At 35.8% G+C, this 19,228-nt stretch carries 19 protein-coding genes; 5 read left to right on the top strand and 14 right to left on the bottom strand.

Going from position 1 to position 19,228, the window contains the following annotated elements:
- Nucleotides 1-13: 13 nt before the first annotated feature.
- The 9 genes from AC3WSO_RS09335 to AC3WSO_RS09295 form a co-directional block, all read right to left on the bottom strand.
- On the bottom strand, nucleotides 14-1,240 hold the full coding sequence (locus AC3WSO_RS09335) for an amidohydrolase family protein (RefSeq protein WP_492530349.1): 1,227 nt from the start codon (nucleotides 1,238-1,240) through the stop codon (nucleotides 14-16).
- A 1,091-nt stretch (nucleotides 1,241-2,331) separates the two neighbouring features.
- Nucleotides 2,332-3,237 (bottom strand): EamA family transporter RarD, encoded by a 906-nt coding sequence (gene rarD, locus AC3WSO_RS09330; RefSeq protein WP_492530348.1) that lies wholly within the window; start codon nucleotides 3,235-3,237, stop codon nucleotides 2,332-2,334.
- 132 nt (nucleotides 3,238-3,369) lie between these two features.
- Entirely contained in the window at nucleotides 3,370-3,906 is a 537-nt protein-coding gene (locus AC3WSO_RS09325; RefSeq protein ID WP_492530347.1) for a hypothetical protein, read from the bottom strand.
- 173 nt (nucleotides 3,907-4,079) lie between these two features.
- Nucleotides 4,080-5,249 (bottom strand): toxic anion resistance protein, encoded by a 1,170-nt coding sequence (locus AC3WSO_RS09320; RefSeq protein WP_492530346.1) that lies wholly within the window; start codon nucleotides 5,247-5,249, stop codon nucleotides 4,080-4,082.
- A gap of 339 nt (nucleotides 5,250-5,588) precedes the next feature.
- Entirely contained in the window at nucleotides 5,589-6,839 is a 1,251-nt protein-coding gene (locus AC3WSO_RS09315) for an ABC transporter permease (protein WP_492530345.1), read from the bottom strand.
- Entirely contained in the window at nucleotides 6,817-7,722 is a 906-nt protein-coding gene (locus AC3WSO_RS09310) for an ABC transporter ATP-binding protein (protein WP_492530344.1), read from the bottom strand. Before AC3WSO_RS09310 ends, AC3WSO_RS09315 begins: the two co-directional genes overlap by 23 nt.
- An 11-nt stretch (nucleotides 7,723-7,733) precedes the next feature.
- Nucleotides 7,734-8,264: a DUF2812 domain-containing protein gene (locus AC3WSO_RS09305; protein ID WP_492530343.1), complete on the bottom strand. Its 531-nt coding sequence runs from the start codon at nucleotides 8,262-8,264 to the stop codon at nucleotides 7,734-7,736.
- Nucleotides 8,265-8,476: 212 nt separating this feature from the next.
- Nucleotides 8,477-9,013 (bottom strand): DUF2812 domain-containing protein, encoded by a 537-nt coding sequence (locus tag AC3WSO_RS09300; RefSeq protein ID WP_492530342.1) that lies wholly within the window; start codon nucleotides 9,011-9,013, stop codon nucleotides 8,477-8,479.
- Nucleotides 9,006-9,329: a PadR family transcriptional regulator gene (locus tag AC3WSO_RS09295; RefSeq protein ID WP_492530341.1), complete on the bottom strand. Its 324-nt coding sequence runs from the start codon at nucleotides 9,327-9,329 to the stop codon at nucleotides 9,006-9,008. The genes AC3WSO_RS09300 and AC3WSO_RS09295 overlap by 8 nt, the downstream gene beginning before the upstream one ends.
- Before the next feature lie 321 nt (nucleotides 9,330-9,650).
- Here AC3WSO_RS09295 and AC3WSO_RS09290 point away from each other — a divergent pair, with 321 nt between their 5' ends.
- Complete coding sequence (locus tag AC3WSO_RS09290) at nucleotides 9,651-10,232, top strand: TetR/AcrR family transcriptional regulator (protein WP_492530340.1); 582 nt, start codon at nucleotides 9,651-9,653, stop codon at nucleotides 10,230-10,232.
- 56 nt (nucleotides 10,233-10,288) lie between these two features.
- Nucleotides 10,289-11,497: a YhgE/Pip domain-containing protein gene (locus tag AC3WSO_RS09285; protein WP_492530339.1), complete on the top strand. Its 1,209-nt coding sequence runs from the start codon at nucleotides 10,289-10,291 to the stop codon at nucleotides 11,495-11,497.
- 288 nt (nucleotides 11,498-11,785) lie between these two features.
- On the opposite strand, the gene AC3WSO_RS09280 is transcribed toward AC3WSO_RS09285, so the two are convergent.
- Nucleotides 11,786-12,355 (bottom strand): TetR/AcrR family transcriptional regulator, encoded by a 570-nt coding sequence (locus AC3WSO_RS09280; RefSeq protein WP_492530338.1) that lies wholly within the window; start codon nucleotides 12,353-12,355, stop codon nucleotides 11,786-11,788.
- 196 nt (nucleotides 12,356-12,551) lie between these two features.
- Between AC3WSO_RS09280 and AC3WSO_RS09275 the strand changes: the two genes are divergently transcribed.
- Complete coding sequence (locus AC3WSO_RS09275; RefSeq protein WP_492530337.1) at nucleotides 12,552-13,310, top strand: SDR family oxidoreductase; 759 nt, start codon at nucleotides 12,552-12,554, stop codon at nucleotides 13,308-13,310.
- 58 nt (nucleotides 13,311-13,368) lie between these two features.
- Here the strand turns inward: AC3WSO_RS09275 and brnQ are convergent, their stop codons facing one another.
- Nucleotides 13,369-14,718, bottom strand: coding sequence for a branched-chain amino acid transport system II carrier protein (brnQ, locus tag AC3WSO_RS09270; protein ID WP_492530336.1), 1,350 nt, complete (start codon nucleotides 14,716-14,718; stop codon nucleotides 13,369-13,371).
- Between the two features lie 190 nt (nucleotides 14,719-14,908).
- Entirely contained in the window at nucleotides 14,909-15,661 is a 753-nt protein-coding gene (locus tag AC3WSO_RS09265; RefSeq protein WP_492530335.1) for an alpha/beta hydrolase, read from the bottom strand.
- A gap of 284 nt (nucleotides 15,662-15,945) precedes the next feature.
- Here AC3WSO_RS09265 and AC3WSO_RS09260 point away from each other — a divergent pair, with 284 nt between their 5' ends.
- A complete protein-coding gene (locus tag AC3WSO_RS09260; protein ID WP_492530334.1) occupies nucleotides 15,946-16,827 on the top strand; it encodes a LysR family transcriptional regulator in 882 nt (293 codons plus the stop codon).
- Nucleotides 16,828-17,008: 181 nt separating this feature from the next.
- Here the strand turns inward: AC3WSO_RS09260 and AC3WSO_RS09255 are convergent, their stop codons facing one another.
- Nucleotides 17,009-17,809, bottom strand: a complete 801-nt coding sequence (locus AC3WSO_RS09255) for a DUF1835 domain-containing protein (RefSeq protein WP_492530333.1) — start codon at nucleotides 17,807-17,809, stop codon at nucleotides 17,009-17,011.
- A 14-nt stretch (nucleotides 17,810-17,823) separates the two neighbouring features.
- On the bottom strand, nucleotides 17,824-18,447 hold the full coding sequence (locus AC3WSO_RS09250) for a LysE family translocator (RefSeq protein ID WP_492530332.1): 624 nt from the start codon (nucleotides 18,445-18,447) through the stop codon (nucleotides 17,824-17,826).
- A 287-nt stretch (nucleotides 18,448-18,734) separates the two neighbouring features.
- Here AC3WSO_RS09250 and AC3WSO_RS09245 point away from each other — a divergent pair, with 287 nt between their 5' ends.
- On the top strand, nucleotides 18,735-19,118 hold the full coding sequence (locus tag AC3WSO_RS09245; RefSeq protein WP_492530331.1) for a sodium:proton antiporter: 384 nt from the start codon (nucleotides 18,735-18,737) through the stop codon (nucleotides 19,116-19,118).
- Nucleotides 19,119-19,228 lie beyond the last annotated feature (110 nt).

Below are 19,228 nucleotides of genomic sequence, written 5' to 3'. Positions count from 1 at the left end.
TTTCTTATGTGAATCATGAAAGTTTGTCTGTAACAAAATTTCCAGCAAACACTACTGCCTTTCTCGTTGCTCTCCTTGCAACTGCTTCAGCTGAACAACTTGCATCAACTAAAACGAAATCAGCTTTGTCACCGACTTTTGGCCAAGCACGTTCTCCTTCTTTATTTAACGGGGTTATGCCACCGGTAATATACCGAAGCGTTTGTCCTAGTGAGCGTTCATCGCTTAAACCGAAGCGCTCTGCCAATGTTCCTGCCTTTTCTAAGCTGTCTCCTTTTCCAAAGGGAGACCAGTGATCCATAACGCTGTCAACGCCAAGAGACACATTGACACCTTTCTCTTGAAGTAATGGGATTGGTATTGTATGACCAATCGGAACGGAAGATGCAATTGAAATTCCTTGTTTGGCTAGTAGTTCAGCTACTTCGTTTACTTCCGCACGTGAAATATCGGCAAATGCCAATGCATGACTAATTGTGACTCTACCTTGCCATCCAGCTTCTTGTGTTAGAGCTGCAAGCCGTTTAAAGGTAAAGATACCTAGATGACCACCATCATGTAAATGAAGATCAATATCTGCATTTGCTTCAACAGCAAGCTCCATTACTGTTTGCAACGATTTTTCAAGATCTCCGTCAATGGTTGCTGGGTCGACACCCCCTACAAGTGAAGCCCCATTGCGCAGGGCTTCTCTAACAAGTTGAACGGAGTCACTACGCAATAATCCATGTTGTGGGAAAGCAACGATTTCAACTGTAGCTTTTTCTTTATAAGCTTCCACAGCTCGTACAGTTGCCTCAAGATTTTTTAAGCCAATGACTGGGTCGACATTACAATGTGCACGAATATGAGTTGAGCCTTTACTAGTTAGCAAGTTCAGTAACTTTTCGGCCCGTTCTGTGGCAACAGGAAGTAGTTTTGGAAGTAATAGTTCTTCCTCTTCCAGACGAGTGAAAATTCCCTTCGTCGGAATGGAGGGTGCTTTCCATGGTCCGCCATAGTAGGTTTTGTCAAGATGTACATGCATATCTCTAAAGGAAGGCAACATCAAATAGTTTTTTGCGTCCTTCACAGGGAAATTTGTTTCTAAAAGCTTGTCCACCGAAACAATATCTGTTATTTTTCCTGCTGTAACTTGAACGTGAAAGCTTTCCGTTTCAGTTCCTGTAACTGTACCATCTAGATAATGATAGCCGGTCTCCAATTGAACATTCTTTAGCCAATATGTTTTATCTGTCAATTACTTTTCCTCCTCGTTTGTTACTGCGCGTTTATTTATTTTATTCATTCCAGCGTTGATATTCTTTGATGTCGTCTTTATGTTGATGCTGCACTATAGGTATTATCCCTTGAATGATTGGTTTGAAAAAACCAAGGAACATGCCCCGGCCTATTCTCATAGCATCCTTCTCTCTTTTGTTGATAATGTTATCATTGTATAAAATATATTAAAAATATTAAAAAAATTACTTTTCGTTAGGTTTTTGATATATCGGGAGATAAAAATCACAATCATATGCGTTTGGTGAGATCTTTCGGCAGCTTTTAGGAAGTATTTTATTCGATAATCACATCAATTTTCCTTATCTGTTCAGGGCATGCATGCTACATGTTAGTAGCTTCATATCGTTAAGAAGAAGAAAAAATGGAGCAATTAATCCAAGAACATATAAGGTTTTAATTGTCACTAAGTGAGAGGTTATTATCTAATGGTTCATTTTTTTGAAAAAGTAAAACGATTCTAAGCTTAAAATATTAATTAAAAAATTAATTACTCGGATTGACAATAACATTAGCAGCAGCGTGCCGTACAAGTGACAACGCAAATGAACCAAAGAAAGAAACAAAATAGTCATCTGTATCAAGATGACTATGAGGAAGTTCCTTTGATAACAAGGCTCCGAGTGTTGAAGTTCCATTAAACAATCGCGCCCTAGTTGAATATCCCAAAATATAAAAAGTTACGACTGCATACATACGTTGAAATGAAGTAAACTATATTATAAAAAGCACAAATGGTGTACTTTATTAGTTAGTTTGACTCTTCAATAGGAGTTGGATAATTACAGGATAAGGTACGAATTAATAAAAAAAAAGGAGAGATATGATGTTCGATCAAGTTGCGTATTTTATTTTTCAAGCCCTGCTAATTCTAACGGTTTTGGTTGTTTTCGTTGGAATCCCTCTTGGGGATACACTTTTAAGAAAAAAATAATACTGCATCTAGTTAATTATTATGAACTGCCCCTTCGCTTCGTAGGGATTTTTCAAAGAATACAAAAAAGTAGTACAAACCAAAGGCTTGGTTTGTACTACTTTTTTTGTATTTACTTATGCAGATTTATGATGTGCCCTTCTGATTTCAATGATTTTCGATCCTGAAAACAGTAGTAAGGCTGCCCAAATAATGCTAAATGCCAAAAGCTCTATTTGACTAAACGGTTCCTTATAAAGTACGATCCCTATAACTAACGTAATCGTTGGCGATACGTATTGAATAAAGCCTAATAAATAGAGTGGAATATTTTGTGCACCTTTCGCAAATAAAATTAACGGTACTGCTGTCACGATACCACTTACAATCATGAGGATGTCTGTTTTCACATCAACATGTAAAAATGAGGCATGATTCGTTGTAAAGAGGTAAACATAATAGCCTAATGCAAACGGTAGAATAAATAACGTTTCTATGGCTAGACCTCTTGTCGCATCAAGCTTAATTTTCTTTTTTAGAACACCATAAATAGCGAAGGATATAGCAATAAGAAGTGCTACCCATGGGATTGATCCATAATTTATCGTTAAAATAATAACAGCAATAAAGGCAATTCCGGTAGCCACCCATTGCGCACGACTAAGTGCTTCTTTAAAGAAAATAACCCCTAAAATAACTGACAGTAAAGGATTAATATAATAACCTAAGCTCGTTTCAATTAAGTGGTTATGGTTAACTGCCCAAATATATAAATACCAGTTCATCGAAATAACAAATGAAGCTCCAGCAAGCTGCCAAAAATGCTTTTGGTGTGACCACAAATATTTTAAGTCTGCGAGAAGATCCTTGCGCATTCCAAATACTATTACTGCTAGTACTGTAAAGACAAAGGACCAAATGACGCGCGATAATAAAATTTCCATACTCGGTACATGTTCAAGTAGTTTCCAATAAAGTGGAAATGAACCCCAAAAAGCATAGGCGAAAAATGCTGCCAGTACTCCTTTTTTCTCATTTGACATTGCCTCTAACTCTCCTACTCCATATGAATCTATACGACTTTGCGTATTATTACCATTAAAAGAATAGACTTATTATAGGACTTTGAGTGGAAACTGTAAATGCCCAATTTTAATAAATTGACATGTATATTGTTACTTTTTCATTTCAGATTCAAGCTCAGAAATATATTTGCGCACCGTACTATAACTAATATCAGGATTAATTTGACGCTTAATACGAATATGAATCTCTTTAATACCGACACCTTGCTCTCGCATATCGCGAATCATACATTTTAAAGGACCTGACAAGGATTCCTTTGACAGAGCAGTATATTTACTTAATTCAATTAGTAGCTCTGTATTTTGTCGGCGAATCTCCTTGAGCTCTTCTACAACGCAATTATATTCTGTTAACTTTTTTTGTAAGACGGCGTTTTGCTTCTTTATTTTTTGCATGTCTTCCACAAGCTCTAAATTTTGTTTCTTTAAAATTTTCCTCTCTTGCTCTAAGATTGTGTGCTTTTCATCTAAATCTATATGTAAGGCATTGAACAGTTCTTCTATATGCGTTAATTCATGGTAGCGACTTTTTAATACGAGCATTAGTTTTTCTGTCGTATTAATCGCAAGTGCTCCATCATTTAAAGACTCACAAGATAATAAAGTTGGATTCATTTTGCTCATCATCTTTTCTTTCTCCATGATTGATTGTTTTATATAATCGAATTTCAGTGTTTAGCATCTTTCCGCTTCCTTTTCTCTGATAATGATTCTCATTTACTTTATCATAATGAGGAATTTCAATTTTGTCAAAAAATAAAAAAACTTCTTGCAAGATAAGATTGCAAGAAGCTTTACATTTACATTTTTTTCAGTTTTTCATATTCAAGTTGTAAACGTTCAATACGTTTACGGCCTTCCTCACGATTTCTTGCTGTTTCTGCTTGAATTTGCTTCGTTTCTTGAATACCTGACATAATTGTTTGCCATGTTGTTTCAATTGTTTCGATTTTAATGCTTGGGCTACCAGCCGCACGTGCGATATTAACGCTATTTTTACTAATATTTTCTGCATTTTTGACAAGCATTTCATTTGTACGACGGTCTAATTCACTCATTGAATCAGAAATTAGTTTTTGGCGCTTTAACGTCACCGCATGAATAAGCCCTTGCTTGAATATAGGAATTGTCGTCACAAATGCAGAGTTAATTTTAGCAATTAAATGGTTATTACCTTGCTGCATTAATCGAATTTGTGGAGCAGACTGGAATGATACTTGTTGTGCCATTTCTAAATCATAACGACGTTGTTCTAGTAAATCAACGGCACGTACCATCGTTTCATATTCCATTGCAGCTAATTGATCGCCAGTTTGTGCTTTTTGCTCTAGTGCTGGTAATGTTGAACGTACTTCATCTGTTTTCACTTCAATTGCTGCTATAAATTTACTTAGTGTTTGGAAATAGTTTAAGTTTTGATCATATAAATTCTCAAGATCAATAGTATTTCGCTTCATTTCACCTTCGTATTTTTGAACCTCACGGAAAATAACGTCAACTTCTTTATTCATGCTGTCATATTTGGATAGAAACTTTTCTAATTGTTCCTTTCCTTTACTAAACAGTTTCGTAAGGAAGCCACCTTTTTGTTCCTCCGCAAAATCTTGAGGATCAAATTTATCCATAATTCTATTTAAATTATTTAATAATACACTTGATTCCTCAAGCTTACTTGTTTTCATCGTTGCTAGCATTTTATCTGAAAAGGTAGAAATACCATTCGCTGTTTCTTTTCCAAGTTCTAGCATTGCAATTTGATCTTTCACATCAATTTTTTGTGCTAATGCATGAACCTCTGGATCTTGCTTTAGCGCAAGTTGATTTTGAGCAATTTGTGATAGCTCTTGCTCAGAAACAAGCACTGGTTTTTGTGCTTGCTCCGCCTGTAATAATGGATTAGGTTGTAATAATGGATTTTCTGATGCGAATGGATCCTTTGATTTCATAAGGTCGTTGTCAAATTCAGACATAAAGTTTTACCCCCTGCGATTTATCTCTTTTACTTACATACGATTCCCAGCTGAAAAAGTTTCATTTTAGTCAAGCATCTGCAAAATAAGAGTCATTAAATGTAGGAAAACCCTCGAGATGCTCTAGTTGATTTACTTATGTGGCAAGGCGTTAAATAGGTGATTTTTTTAGTAAAGCTTCAATCCTTGCTTGAGAAAACGAAACTTCACTGTCTACTATAAATTATAGCTTGTTTCATTAGGAAATTCGACTGAATGCACGAAAAAAATTACATTATTCTCTAGTATTGGCATACCCGCACTAAAAAAAGCAGCTACTAAATGCAGCTGCTTTCACCATCATGTTGTCACTTTTAGTACGGTTTTAATTTTTTGAATAACGCCACCTGAACTATAAGTTAGGACACTGCGTTTATAGAATGATATGCTGAATAAGTAAGCTACAATAATTGTTGCGATTAAAATACCTAACGATAAAAGTGGTACCGTTACGCCTATATCAGTAGCCCCAATACGCATCGGCATAATCATTCCAGACGTAAATGGAATATAAGAGAATATCTTAATGATAAGAGTATCCGGATTCCCCATTCCAGATAACATAACATAGAAACCAATTAATGTAATCATCATGGCTGGCATTAATACTTGACCTGCTTCTTCAACTTTAGACACTAAAGAACCGAATAGTGCGCCAACAATTAAATAAAGAATAATTGTTAATAGTAAGAATAGCACGGCATATATGACATAACCAATCGATAATTCACTAACGATACTAGCTGCCATATCCCAAATAACACCGTTCTTCGCAAATTTCGCATAGATTAGGAAGACAACTATAATAATGCCCATCTGTGTTAATGCGAGTAACAATACACCAGCAATTTTTGCTTTAAAATGGGTAGCTGGTTTAACACTTACTAGTAGCATTTCCATTGCACGTGAACCTTTTTCAGTCGCAATTTCCGTTGTAATCATAGATAGGAATGTAGAAATAAAGAAATAAATTAAAATACCTACTGCATAAGATACAAATTGTCCTGATTGTTTTTCTTCTTCGCTTTTACCACCAGTAGACTCTGTATTTAAGTTTTTATCAGTAATAATCGTTTTGGCATCCACAATTTGAGCTGCTTGGTCTGGTGTTAATGATAACTGTTGTACAGCATAATTTTGGCCAGCAAGTTGCAATATCGAATTTATCGCACCTTGATCATTTAATTTCAACGGAGTGAAAGTGGCAATTTCAGCATGTAGCTGTCCATCTTGATCTGTTATTTTAACGATTGCATCTAGCTTTTCGTCTTTGACCTTTTTCTCTAGCTCCGATATATTCGATTCATTTTGTATAAATTCCATATCGCCATTCGATACAAAGAGACCACTTAAATCAGCTGTTGTTTCATTGACGATTGCAATTTGTTGCGCTTGATCATCACCTGTAAAAAGCTCTTTAATATCTGACCAGAATACTGCAACGGACATCCCAAGTATATAAATGACTGTCATTACAACAAAGGATTTTGATTTTATTTTTGATGTGTAAAGCTGTTTCATTAATAAATTAAACTTCGACAACGTTGCCACCTACCTTATCTTTAAAGATCTCATCTAACGATAAATAATCTAAGCTGAATTTTTCTATATATTTACCATTGGAAAGCTTCTCGAAAATACTTTGTGCATAACTCTCATCCTCTAGAGTAAGCACAATTTGCTCTTTCTCCACTCGGACATCTTTGACTCCTTCTAGTGTCAACAATTGAGTGGTCGACCACTCTGTACGCACTGCTAATCTCGTTTTTCCGTATTGTTTCTTTAAATCTAGTAAACTACCTGAAAATAGAGAGACTCCACGTTTTAATAGACAAAGATGATCGCATAGCTCCTCTACATTATCCATCTGGTGACTAGAGAACAAAATCGTTGTGCCCTGTTCTTTTAAATACAAAATTGCATCTTTCAGTAAATCTTTATTCACAGGATCCAGTCCACTAAATGGTTCGTCCAGTATTAAGAACTGCGGTTTATGAATAAAACTAGCAATCAGTTGTACTTTTTGCTGATTCCCTTTCGACAAAGTTTCAGCCTTATCTTTTCGTCTTTCTTCGAGCTCAAATCGATTAATCCAATAGTCAATCTCTTTCTTTAGCTCCGACTTCTTCATGCCTCGTAGCTCGCCGAAAAAGTAAAGCTGGTCCTCTACCTTCATCGTTGGAAAAATACCTCGTTCCTCTGGTAAATAGCCAAGTACATCTCGGTTGATGGCATTAACAGGTTTGCCATTCCATGTAATCGTACCAGCCGTTGTCTCCTGTAAATCTAAAATCATTCGGAACGTCGTTGTTTTACCGGCTCCGTTTTGTCCAATCAGCCCAAAAATCTCCCCTTTTTCAATCGTAAAGTTTAGATTATCGACTGCTGTGAAATCTTTGTATTTCTTCGTGACACGCTCTAATTGTAATGTCATTCTTTTCCCTCCTACGCTTCAAATATATGTAATTTTTGTTGCAGCCCTTTTTTACGTCTTTCAACCTTCAAAATTTGCATACACACAATTATTACGACTACAAAACTTAAGAATGATGCTCCCATGTTTAAGAATCTTTCTGTTGATTCACCAAGCCCCATATAAAAATTGATAAATCCAAATAAAAGATTTATCAATGTTGCGGCTATAAAAAGACGGCTTATTGATGTTAAATATTTTATTTTCGAAGAACAATCTGAAAATAATTCAAATGGGCCTTCTGATTTCTTTTTTCGGTAATAAGCCCATACTCCAAATTTTGAAACTAACTCAATATTCATCGTCTCTAAAAAATCAAAGTATTCCTGGCTTTTACCTTTGATTAGTTCATTGCGATATATGTACTGACCAGGTTTCCCTTTTTCAAACATAAAGTATCCCATCATTGTGCGCTTTAGATGCCAACCTTGTTCCGCCATTTTATTAACCCATGCTTCTTCTTTTTCATAATCAAGAAAAATCCGATACACTCTTTTATTCATAAAGTTCCACCTCCCATCCAAGTCTTATAAAATTGATGTGAACTCTTGGTTAAATATGCGCCTTAATACTAATCGTTATAACTCTGCACCTTTTTGAATTATCCAACTTTTCTGATTTCCCGGAAAATAATTTTGAATATTCATCTCATCTAAAGCTTTTTTTCAGACTTGGTATTATTAACATGCAGCTAGCTTGTTGGGAATCTCCTATACTAATCTGTAAACAGATCCAAATCCTTCTTTAATTTATGGCGCACACGCATAAGTTTTAATAATGGAATAGAAAATAACACGACTACAAGAAGATTAGTGATATTCATTGATAATTTAATCCAGTCTATCGCCTGTTCTGAAAAGATTCCACTCAAGCCAATTAAACCTATTATCAAATTAAGCATGATGAGTGATAGTAGCACTGAAATTTTTTGAGACAGCTTACTAATTTTATTTTTCTTATCAGAGTAAAGTTCAAAAGATCCATCATTTGCTGGCTTCCTGAAGAATACGAAATGACCAGAACGATCTACCTGTTCAATTCCCGTGGACTTTAGAAATTCTAAGTATTCGTCTTCATATGAGGCACCAAATCGCTCCAATTCATCATGCCGATAAATATAGCTACCTGGTTCCCCACGTTCGAACGTAAAACGTATCCAAGTAAACTTTTTCAAATGCCAACCTTTGCTTGCCATTTCGTTAACCCATTTCTCAATATCATAAGGGTTAACAACCAATCGATATTTATCCATTTGTTCCATCATCCTTTGTTATACGGACACCATTGTCAAAAAGTTCCCTTAATCTCAAAATTTCGTATTCAATAACTTTTTTTCCACTCTCTGTAATGATGTATTCTTTTTTTCGTCCGTCACCATCTAGCGCCTCAATCCATCCTCGTTCAAGTAACGTTTTGATTGCCCCATAAATCGTACCCGCTCCAAGCCGGACTCGACCATTACTCATTTCCTCTACCAATTGCATGATGCCGTATCCATGCCTTGCATCAAATAACGCTAATAAAATATAATAAACGCCCTCTGTTAAAGGCGGATGCTCTTGCGTCATACGAATCCCCCTTTTGTATCGCCTAACAATATATCGTCAGCTGATACATTTAAAATATATCAGCTGACGATATAGTTGTCAACGCTATTTTTTCCATAAAAAGTTATTTACACACTTAGTGTAGTACTATTAGGTTGATTTGATTCACTTTGAGTGATTTTCCCGGATACCCGAACGTCTAAATAGTTTTGGCCTTACCAATGCAATCTTTTAGTCATCCAATCGTTTCTTGATTTCCTCTATTCTTGAATATTTATATTGCATATGAAATTGCTCTATGCTAGCATGTAAGTAATTACTTGCACGAAAGGAAGAATTCTATTGTCAACAAAAGGTACCGCAGAACGAATCATAGATGCAGCTTTACAACTCGTTAGTGAGAAGGGCTATACTGCTGCAACAACGAAAGCAATTGCTGAATTAGCTGGGGTCAATGAAGTAACAATTTTTCGCCATTTCGGAAACAAGCGCGGTATTTTGAAAGCCATAATTGAACAATTTTCCTATTTTCCTCTTTTGCAGCAAGAGATCAATAAAAATGTAACATGGGATTTAGATACAGATTTACTAAATTTCTCTGTGAAGCATTTTAACTTTTTAATGTCTATTAAAGACTTTGTAATGATTGGCTTTAAGGAAGCTATGCAGTTTCCTGAAATTAATGAAGAGATTGCTAATATCCCTCTTCATATTAAAAATGAGTTAATTCATTATTTTCAGGAAATGCATGAAAGAGGGAAAATTAGAGAGATTGATTTTGAAGCAGCAGCGTTATCTCTTATCGCTACTAATTTTGGCCATTTTATTTCACGGGCACGTTTAGGAACAATTGTTTCTAATGCGCCTACTGAAGAATTATTAAAAACAAGCGTTTCAATTTTTTCTAGGGGATTGGCTCCCTAGAAAAAATTTTCCCTTTCAATGCAAGTAAGTACTTACTTATATTCAGGAGGTCAATGATGAAAGGTTTAAAAGCTTTATTAAAAATTCGAGAAACTTATATTGGCATTGTCATTACAATTGCATTCCAGGTAATTTTCTTTTCCGTATGGATGACTGCCTATGATGGTGTAAATGACAGAACAGAAAATTTAAAGATTGGACTAATTAGCGAAGATACTGTGATGGGAAAACAAGTAATAAATGAAATAAAAGGAAAACTACCTTTTACAATAGAAAATTACACATCTCTAAACAAAGCTGAGCAAGAATTAAATCAACGTGATATCCATATGATTATTCATATTCCAAACAACTTTACGAGTCAATTACAAGCAGGTAAGGAAGCAGAAATTATTTACTCTATCAATCAAGCAAATCCAAGTATCGCAAAAAATATGATGGATGGAGTAGCAAAACAAGTAGCAGAGGAAATTAACCATAATATTTATCCTATAAAGCAAGGCAAGACCATTGAAGCATTTTCTCAAAAGTTCTTACAGCTTTCAGTGGAACCAAAAACAGCACAACAAATTTACGAAGCCGTTGCTACAACAATTATGAGTGTAAAGGATCATACGATAGGATCTACTATTATTAAAACGAATAATGTTGAAGAGTTTGCAGCGAATTTTGTGCCATTGATGGTTATTATTTCGTCTTTCGTTGGTGCTATGGTAATGATTATGCAACATCAGCAGGCTGCACAACTTGTACAAGATAAAGTTTCAAAATGGCAATTGTTCCTAGCAAGACAGCTCATTAATATTGGTGTAGCCTTCTCCCTTCCGTTATTAACTATTGGCTTAATGCACCTATTTAATATTTCAAGTCAGGCAAATTTTTTAACAGTTTATCTATTTCAAGCATTAATGTTCTGGGCTTTCCTCTGTCTGGCACAAGCCTTTATTATTATTTTTGGTAATTTGGGTATGATTTTTAACATTTGTGCTCTTTCTATACAACTTGTTACTTCAGGTGCTCTTGTTCCACAAGCGATGCTATCAGATTTTTACAATAAACTAGCGTTACTTCTTCCAGCTACTTACGGAGCAGATGGCTATTACACGATTATTTTTGGTGGAATCACTGATAGTTTAATGAGTAATTGTAGCTCGTTAGGAATGATCATTACTGTAACATTGGCCATTTCTGTTACGGTCGTTGCTTTAAGAAGATCAAAAGTAAAAAGCGAAAGTGAGCACATTTCTCCTGCTACTGTTCAATAACATTATCAAAAAGGCGATGTATTAATGATGAGTTAGTACATCGCTTTTGTTGTTGAACGAGCGAGGGGTTGATTTCCGTTCCGACTGCGCGCTTTGTCGCTGCCGCTTCGCTTTCGCGCAGAGTAAAGCTTCCTGAGGGCGTCCGATGAGCCGCTTCACTTTAATCAACTACTCCGCAAAATATGTGTCATTTAGCATGTAGTAAGATTTATAGTGATAAAATCCAACTATAGAACATATGAGCGAATTCACCGACTTTGTACCACGCTTCTATCCACTCTTACTTCATCACTTTTCACCAATCCGCAAAATAGCAGCAAGTTGTTTATTTAAGGTATCTACGCTGTCCTCAAAATCTTGGCGATACCATTGAATGATTAGGCCTATGATTGCATTTGCTTGATACGCACTATAATATTCAATGGATATCTCGTCATGTATTTCATTATGGGTTGTGATATCCCTTTTTAGCAAAGAGAAAATTCCATCAAATAACATATAATAGTAGGTCAGCGGTACATTTTTAGAAAAAACAATGCGATAAAACATTTTAAAGCGTTCAATATGATGAAAAATACGAATAGTATTAGGATCTATTTGATTTTTATCCATTGTTGTTACTGCACGGTACGGTTCCTCGTAGGAATTATTCAAATCCTCCATAATTTCCTGAAAGTATTCCTCAAATAGCCCTTCCTTTTGCTCATAGTGCAAGTAGAAGGTACCTCTATTCACCTTTGCCATCCGACAAATTTCTGCGATGGTAATGTTCTCTAAAGGCTTCTCACTCAGTAATGTTAGTAAAGCATTATGTAATGCTTGCTTCGTTTTGACAACTCTTAAATCGTTAGCGCTCAAATATTTTACCCCCTTATTAAACAGATTTTTTATATGTGTTGATTACTGAACAGTTTATAGTATTTTGCATATTGAAATCGCTTACAAATCTATTATATTATTTTAATGAACACATGTTCAATTTCTAACATATTATATCCTAGAAATCACTGGGACAAACGCTGGTGAAAGAACATAATTTATAGGAGGATTTGTGATGAGATTAGAAGGTAAAGTAGCAATCGTAACAGGTGCCGCTTCAGGTATGGGTAAAGCAATTGCAGAGGGTTATGCAAAAGAGGGAGCAAAGGTCGTAGTTTCTGATTTAAATATAGAAGGTGCACAAGCTGTTGTTGAAAGTATCAAAGCAACGGGTGGCTCAGCATTCGCCATTCAAACAAATGTTGCATCAACAGAAGATTTACAACGCTTATTTGATGAAACAAAAAATGCTTATGGCAAATTAGATATTTTAGTGAATAATGCTGGTATTATGGATGGAATGGAGCCAATTGGTGAAGTTTCTGATGAGCGATGGGACAAAGTGTTCTCGGTAAATACAACTGCTGTTATGCGTTCAATGCGTATGGCGACAGAGATTTTCCTTGCTCAAGGACATGGTGTATTTGTCAATAATATTTCTGCTGGCGGTCTATATGGCGCTCGTGCTGGAGCTGCTTACACTGCTTCTAAGCATGCCGTTGTTGGGCTAACAAAAAACACAGCATTTATGTATGCAGATAAAAATATTCGCTGCAATGGGATCGCTCCAGGTGCAGTTATAACAAACATTGCTTCTACCATGACAAACGTGAGCCAAACAGGTGCAGCTCGCCAATCACTAGGTATGGCCATCAACCCACGAGCTGGACAACCTGAGGAAATTGCTCAGCTTGCTATTTTCCTGGGATCAGATGAAGCAAGTTTTGTCAACGGACAAGTAATTGCTGTTGATGGTGGCTGGACAGCTTACTAAGATTCAACATACGAGAAAGCACGCACATGTAAAATTCATTGTGCGTGCTTTCTCTCATTTAAATTTCATTTTTATGCTTTCTTACTGGGAATAAGCATCCAATAAATGCCCCAACTAACGCTGGTAATACCCATCCTAAGCCTATGTCGTAAAATGGTAAAAGGTTCGAATAAGCTTTCTCAATTGCATCAAAAATAGTTAGATTCGCCGACGGAATGCTATCTACTAATGCTTTATAGCCATCAATGACACTAATAAAAATTGTGAAAAGCATAGCAACCGCATATACCGTTTGCTTATTTTTAAATAGTGATGAGCATAATGCTAGTAAAATTAAGACAATTGCTATCGGATATAGGAACATCAACACTGGAATGGCAAACTTAATAATATTCGTTAATCCGAAGTTGGCAATTGTAAATGACATTACACACAAGATTAATACAAACCATTTATAGCTAATTTTCGGAAACACCTCATGGAAAAATTCACTACAAGATGTGATTAAGCCAATACTTGTCTTTAAACAAGCAAGGACAATAATAACTGCTAATAAAATAGCCCCGAATGATCCAAAATAGTGATCTGCCACTGCGGCAAAAATTAAACCACCGTTATCAAATGTACCAACAGCTCCCACACTTGACGCTCCCATATACGTGATTAAACCGTATATTAACATCATTAAAGCCATGGCAAAAATACCAGATTTCCACGTTGCTTTAGCAATTTCTTTTCTTTCCGTTATTCCTGCGCTTTTAATTGCATTAATGACGACAATACCAAAAGCTAGTGAAGCTAACGCATCCATTGTGTTATAGCCTTCTTTAAAGCCTGTCATAAATGCTGTATCAATATAATCCCCCATAGGCTGTTGGAAATGCCCCATCGGTTTTACAATACTAATTATAATTAAAATAAATAACACAATAAGAAATGCTGGTGTTAAATATTTTCCGATATAATCCATAATTTTCGCTGGATTCAATGAGAAATAATAAACGATGGAAAAAAATACAAAGCTAAATAAAGCGAGTAAAAGTGTTGTATGTTCAGCTTGTATATATGGTTCAAAGCCAACTACAAAAGGAACTGTCGCTGTACGAGGGATCGCAAAAAAAGGACCAATCGTTAAATAGAGGGCTAATGAAAAGATGACACCGAATAATGGATGAACGCGGCTCGCTAAGTCACGCAAACCGTTACTACCTGACAAACCAATAGCTAAAATACCTAGAAAAGGTAAACCGATAGCTGTTACTAAAAATCCAATTAGGCCAAGCCAAAAGTTAGTCCCAGCTAATTGTCCAAGCTGAATTGGAAAGATAAGATTCCCTGCTCCAAAATACAGTCCGAAAAGCATCGTACCGATGACTGCATATGTTGAAAAAGGTATTTTCTGTTGCATTTTGATGAACTCCTTAGATGTATTTAACTATTGCGAACAATTTAAATGAAGAGATTTTTCACTATAATTCCACTATATTAACATAGCTTTTATTTGAAAAACAATAGTTGTTTTTTCTTTTAAAATCGTTAATTGTATAGTTTCTAGCATTAAACAGGCAAAACTAAAAGAGCTGTCTGCTGACAGCCCCTTAGTTTGCTACAGACCACTCTATATGATCTAAAAACTTATATACGTCCTCATACACTTTTTCGCGCTCTTTATCTAATGTAATAATATGACCAGAATTTTCATACCAAATAATCTCTTTATCGTCTGTTTCCACGGTATTTAAAATAAATGGTGCACTTTCTTGATAAAGTTCATCATCTAATGAACCTTGTAATACTAATGTAGGTGCTTTGATTGTAGATAAATCATCGCGTGTTTCTGTCGTTAAACGTGTTACACCATCCAATGAATCCTTAGGTGTAATTCGTAATTCATGTAATTCTGAAATAATTTGATCTTTTGATTTATTTTCAAAATGTTTATATAAACGAGCGTAATGATATAAACGTGTAAATAAGCCTTTTGAGTTATCGCGTGTGATTGGTGCACACATGGCAACACATGCTTTCACAGGAAATGTCTCTGCTACTTTTAACGAAAATACACCGCCAAGTGAAATTCCTACTACCGCGATTTCTTCATAGCCTTTACTTTTTAGGAAGTTATAACCTTCCACAACATCATTCCACCAGTCTTCCGGTTTTGTTTCAAGTAATGCTTCTGGTTCTACACCATGCCCACTATAAATCGGTGCATGAACTGTATAACCACGTTTTGATAAAAATTCTCCTAGCTTTTTCACATCTTTTGTGCTACCTGTGAATCCATGCAGTAATAGTACGGCTTTTTTGCCTCCCTCAATTGTTAGAGGTTGTGGCTTAGATAAATTCATTTTATAATATCCCCTTCACGGAAATTTGTAATTGTGTAATTTATGTGTCTATCTTAACACCCTTTATTCATAATGTACAATTTATAGTTTTTATCATATTAATGTGTTTCATGCATTAACGATGTGAGGTTAACGGCTGTACTATCACACTTTCAGCTACTTTCATTTTTCATTTCTCTTTTTAAGCGCTCCATCTTTTTTAAATTTTTTTGGCGCCTATACTTCCTACTCTTTTACCGTTATAATGCAGTTAACTCAAAAATAACGAGAATTGAGGTGAAAAAATGGAGTGGCAGCAATTGGAGTATTTCGTAACGGTAGCTAAACTTGAGCATATGACTCGTGCAGCTGAAGCATTAGCGATTTCTCAGCCAGCATTAAGTCGCTCTATTTCAAAGCTTGAAGAGGAATTAGGAGTACCCTTGTTCGACCGTCAAGGGCGATCGATTATGCTTAACCGATATGGCGAACTTTTTTTATATCGTGTTCAACGCATGCGAAAGGAATACGAAAAAGCAGTGATTGAATTACAGGAGCTAAATAACCCAGAGCTAGGAGATGTATCACTCGGTTTTTTACATACTTTAGGGACTAGCATTGTACCTGACTTGATCCGTTCCTTCCGTCAGAAGCATCCGCATATACGCTTCCACTTTACACAAAATTACTCACACTCCCAGTTGAAGCAATTACTTGCGGGAGAGTTAGATCTTTGCTTACTCGCAGCGATTGACACGGAGCCGCCTGTTTGTTGGAAAGAGCTGTGGCGAGACGAGCTTTTTATTATGGTGCCGATTGACCATCCCCTCGCCAGCCGTAAAAGCATCAATATGAAGGAACTTGAACATGAAAATTTTGTTCTGTTGAAAAAGGGTTACGCATTACGCCGCACAGCTGATAAATTATTAAATGCTGCAGGTATCAAACCGAAAATTACGTTTGAAGGTGATGAAGTATCTACAGTTGCTGGTTTTGTAAGTGCTGGGCTTGGCGTGTCGTTGCTACCAGTTGATGAAGACTTGAATCCAAATAAATTGGCGAAAATTCGTGTTGAAGATATGGTTTGTGAACGGACTATAGGTATGGCTTGGATTGAAAATCGATACCTTTCACCATCAGCACGGCAATTTCAGCAATTTGTATTCGATTTTTACGATAAGAAGTAATCTTTCATTCATATATAATGGGCTAAAGCAATAAAGCGAGTAACAATTGTTACTCGCTTTTCTTTATATTCGATTTTGGAAAAGTTAGTCCTTTCAATGACTTTTCACGTTAAGGTACTTTTCTTAAACTACAAAAAAACCACCTTCTCCAAATGAAAGGTGGTTACTGGAAGCGGTCTTATTATTTTTCCCCTACATATTTTACTTGATACGAATACATATCTGTTCTATCTCCATCAACCTCAAAAAGTCCCTGCTTTGCAAGTGTCATTAGTCGTTTTTCCACAAACTCTTCACCTAAATACTCATTAATTGAACCAATTGCTTCACCGATGATACGCATCGGTTTAAGCCATTCCTCATTTAGTTCAGCATGAGCTCTTTCTGCACATTCTCTAATGATAGGATCCAATGCATCTTCCGCTACATGGACAATTCCATCTTGCCAAACTCGCAATGTACTAGGGTTTTGTTTTAGTTCTTCCCATTCATTAGCAAATTGCTGACACTCATCAATAGAAAAACGCTTTGTCTCAGAACGTAGCTTCATAAGCAAGTCTGGTGAAAGCTCACCTGTTTGACGAATCATCATGTTTGGTTGTACACGTTTCAGGCCATCTGTGGCATCAATCCCATATACCATACTACATTTATTGATCAACTCGCTCATGACATAACGTAACCCAATCTCTTCATGAGTACTTTGACTGTACCATACCCAGACATCAACATCGCACGGTAAACCGGCAATTTTTTTCTTCCATTCTTTATGAAGATCCTCGTTCAATTCACGTTCTTCACTGTCCCTAAAAATATTCGCTCGTAACCAGCTTTTTCGTTCTTCTGAGCTGCTTAGCGGACCAATTGAGAAAATCTCATTGACACTAAGCACTGACTCCTCTCGTTGTAAATGATGTTGTCGTATTGCATGTTTAATTGATCCTTGCGTAGATAAGCTAAACGTTATATGTAAAATTGCCATGAAAATCCCCCAATTTACTGTTTACTTAGCGCTATTTGTATTCCAATAAAAGTGAAAAGTACACCTTGAATCATATTTAATCGTTTAGCAATTGCAGGCTTCCCAATAATTACTTTTCTTACTTTACCGGCAAAAATACTAAATAATGAAAACAGAATAAGCGCTTGTCCTAAAAATACAATACCTAAAACTAGCATCTGTAAACCTACATGGCCATTAGAAGGATTTACAAACTGTGGCAATAGTGCTAAGAAAAATAAAGAAACTTTTGGATTTAAAATATTCATTAAAATACCTTTTCGATATAACGTCACATATGCTTGTACATTTTGCTGTTCCATTGTGAATGGATCACCTTTCGCACGAAAAGACTGCCATGCTAAATACAATAAATATGCCGCTCCTGCAAATTTAACAATAGAGAAAATTACTGTTGATTGATAAATAATAGCCGAGATACCGAGAACCGCCGCGCCTATATGAACGAGCAAGCCTGTACATAAGCCAAGTGATGTTGCTATACCAGCCTTTTTATCCTGTGCAATACTTTGTGCAAGAACAAATAAATTATCTGGACCTGGCATTATAGTTAAAATAATTGCCGCTCCTAAAAACGCCATTAAGGTTGAAAACGCCAATACTATCCCTTCCTCCTATTACTTTTACAAAAAATTCATCATAAGTGAGATTAATTTCTATTCGGCGATTAAATCTACTTTTAGTAAAACAATTACTTTTCAAAAAAAATAACCATAGAACGTATTCTTAACATTATACTATATATCAATATATTTTTCCTAAATTTTTACAAAAATCTTCCAACTAATTCTGCTCGTTTCAACAATACTTTTCTACCTTAATCCATTATAATAAATATTACCATAACTTAAAAGTCGGATTATTCGGGAGAAAGGGGTGTTAGTTGATGGCAGTAAGCGATATTGTAAAGCAATATGAAGATGAGCAAGGAAATGTCTATTATAAAATGAAAACACATGATATCAGGGTACAGGCTACGCAAACTTCAGGGTTAGCGCCAGTTATTACTTATTGGATGGGTGAAAAAGAGATTACAGACGACATTCGAAGTTTACGCTTTAGCCCTCGCCCTCCCTCAAGTTATATTCAAGATTACGATGAATTTCAAACTATGCTTTATGCGAAAGAACAACGTTCCATCAACGAACTATATGAACAAATGAGTATTACACCAAAAAATATGTCTTCTGGAAAACAAATAGTATGGAGTTCTTTCGTGATTGTTTTAGCGATGCTCCCACTACTAATCGCAATCTGGTGGTTCAAGTAAACAAGGTTATGTTGCTCCTACACGTTACTCTCGATTGTTCAGTAATACCTACTTTTTTATTCAAAACTTTCTATTAACATTCCTAATCAGCTTGACAGACATGCTAAAGT

The sequence above is a fragment of the Lysinibacillus sp. EB106-09-02-XG168 genome (genome assembly GCF_058791475.1).
This window is presented reverse-complemented; position numbering and strand designations above follow the sequence as displayed.

Excerpts from the sequence above, each read along its gene's own strand:
- AC3WSO_RS09255 (WP_492530333.1), bottom strand. The coding sequence starts at position 17,809 with ATGGCAATTTTACATATAACGTTTAGCTTATCTACGCAAGGATCAATT.
- AC3WSO_RS09295 (WP_492530341.1), bottom strand. The coding sequence starts at position 9,329 with ATGACGCAAGAGCATCCGCCTTTAACAGAGGGCGTTTATTATATTTTA.
- AC3WSO_RS09275 (WP_492530337.1), top strand. The coding sequence starts at position 12,552 with ATGAGATTAGAAGGTAAAGTAGCAATCGTAACAGGTGCCGCTTCAGGT.
- AC3WSO_RS09310 (WP_492530344.1), bottom strand. The coding sequence starts at position 7,722 with ATGACATTACAATTAGAGCGTGTCACGAAGAAATACAAAGATTTCACA.
- brnQ (WP_492530336.1), bottom strand. The coding sequence starts at position 14,718 with ATGCAACAGAAAATACCTTTTTCAACATATGCAGTCATCGGTACGATG.
- AC3WSO_RS09285 (WP_492530339.1), top strand. The coding sequence starts at position 10,289 with ATGAAAGGTTTAAAAGCTTTATTAAAAATTCGAGAAACTTATATTGGC.
- rarD (WP_492530348.1), bottom strand. The coding sequence starts at position 3,237 with ATGTCAAATGAGAAAAAAGGAGTACTGGCAGCATTTTTCGCCTATGCT.
- AC3WSO_RS09325 (WP_492530347.1), bottom strand. The coding sequence starts at position 3,906 with ATGATGAGCAAAATGAATCCAACTTTATTATCTTGTGAGTCTTTAAAT.
- AC3WSO_RS09260 (WP_492530334.1), top strand. The coding sequence starts at position 15,946 with ATGGAGTGGCAGCAATTGGAGTATTTCGTAACGGTAGCTAAACTTGAG.
- AC3WSO_RS09265 (WP_492530335.1), bottom strand. The coding sequence starts at position 15,661 with ATGAATTTATCTAAGCCACAACCTCTAACAATTGAGGGAGGCAAAAAA.
- AC3WSO_RS09320 (WP_492530346.1), bottom strand. The coding sequence starts at position 5,249 with ATGTCTGAATTTGACAACGACCTTATGAAATCAAAGGATCCATTCGCA.
- AC3WSO_RS09245 (WP_492530331.1), top strand. The coding sequence starts at position 18,735 with ATGGCAGTAAGCGATATTGTAAAGCAATATGAAGATGAGCAAGGAAAT.
- AC3WSO_RS09305 (WP_492530343.1), bottom strand. The coding sequence starts at position 8,264 with ATGAATAAAAGAGTGTATCGGATTTTTCTTGATTATGAAAAAGAAGAA.
- AC3WSO_RS09300 (WP_492530342.1), bottom strand. The coding sequence starts at position 9,013 with ATGGATAAATATCGATTGGTTGTTAACCCTTATGATATTGAGAAATGG.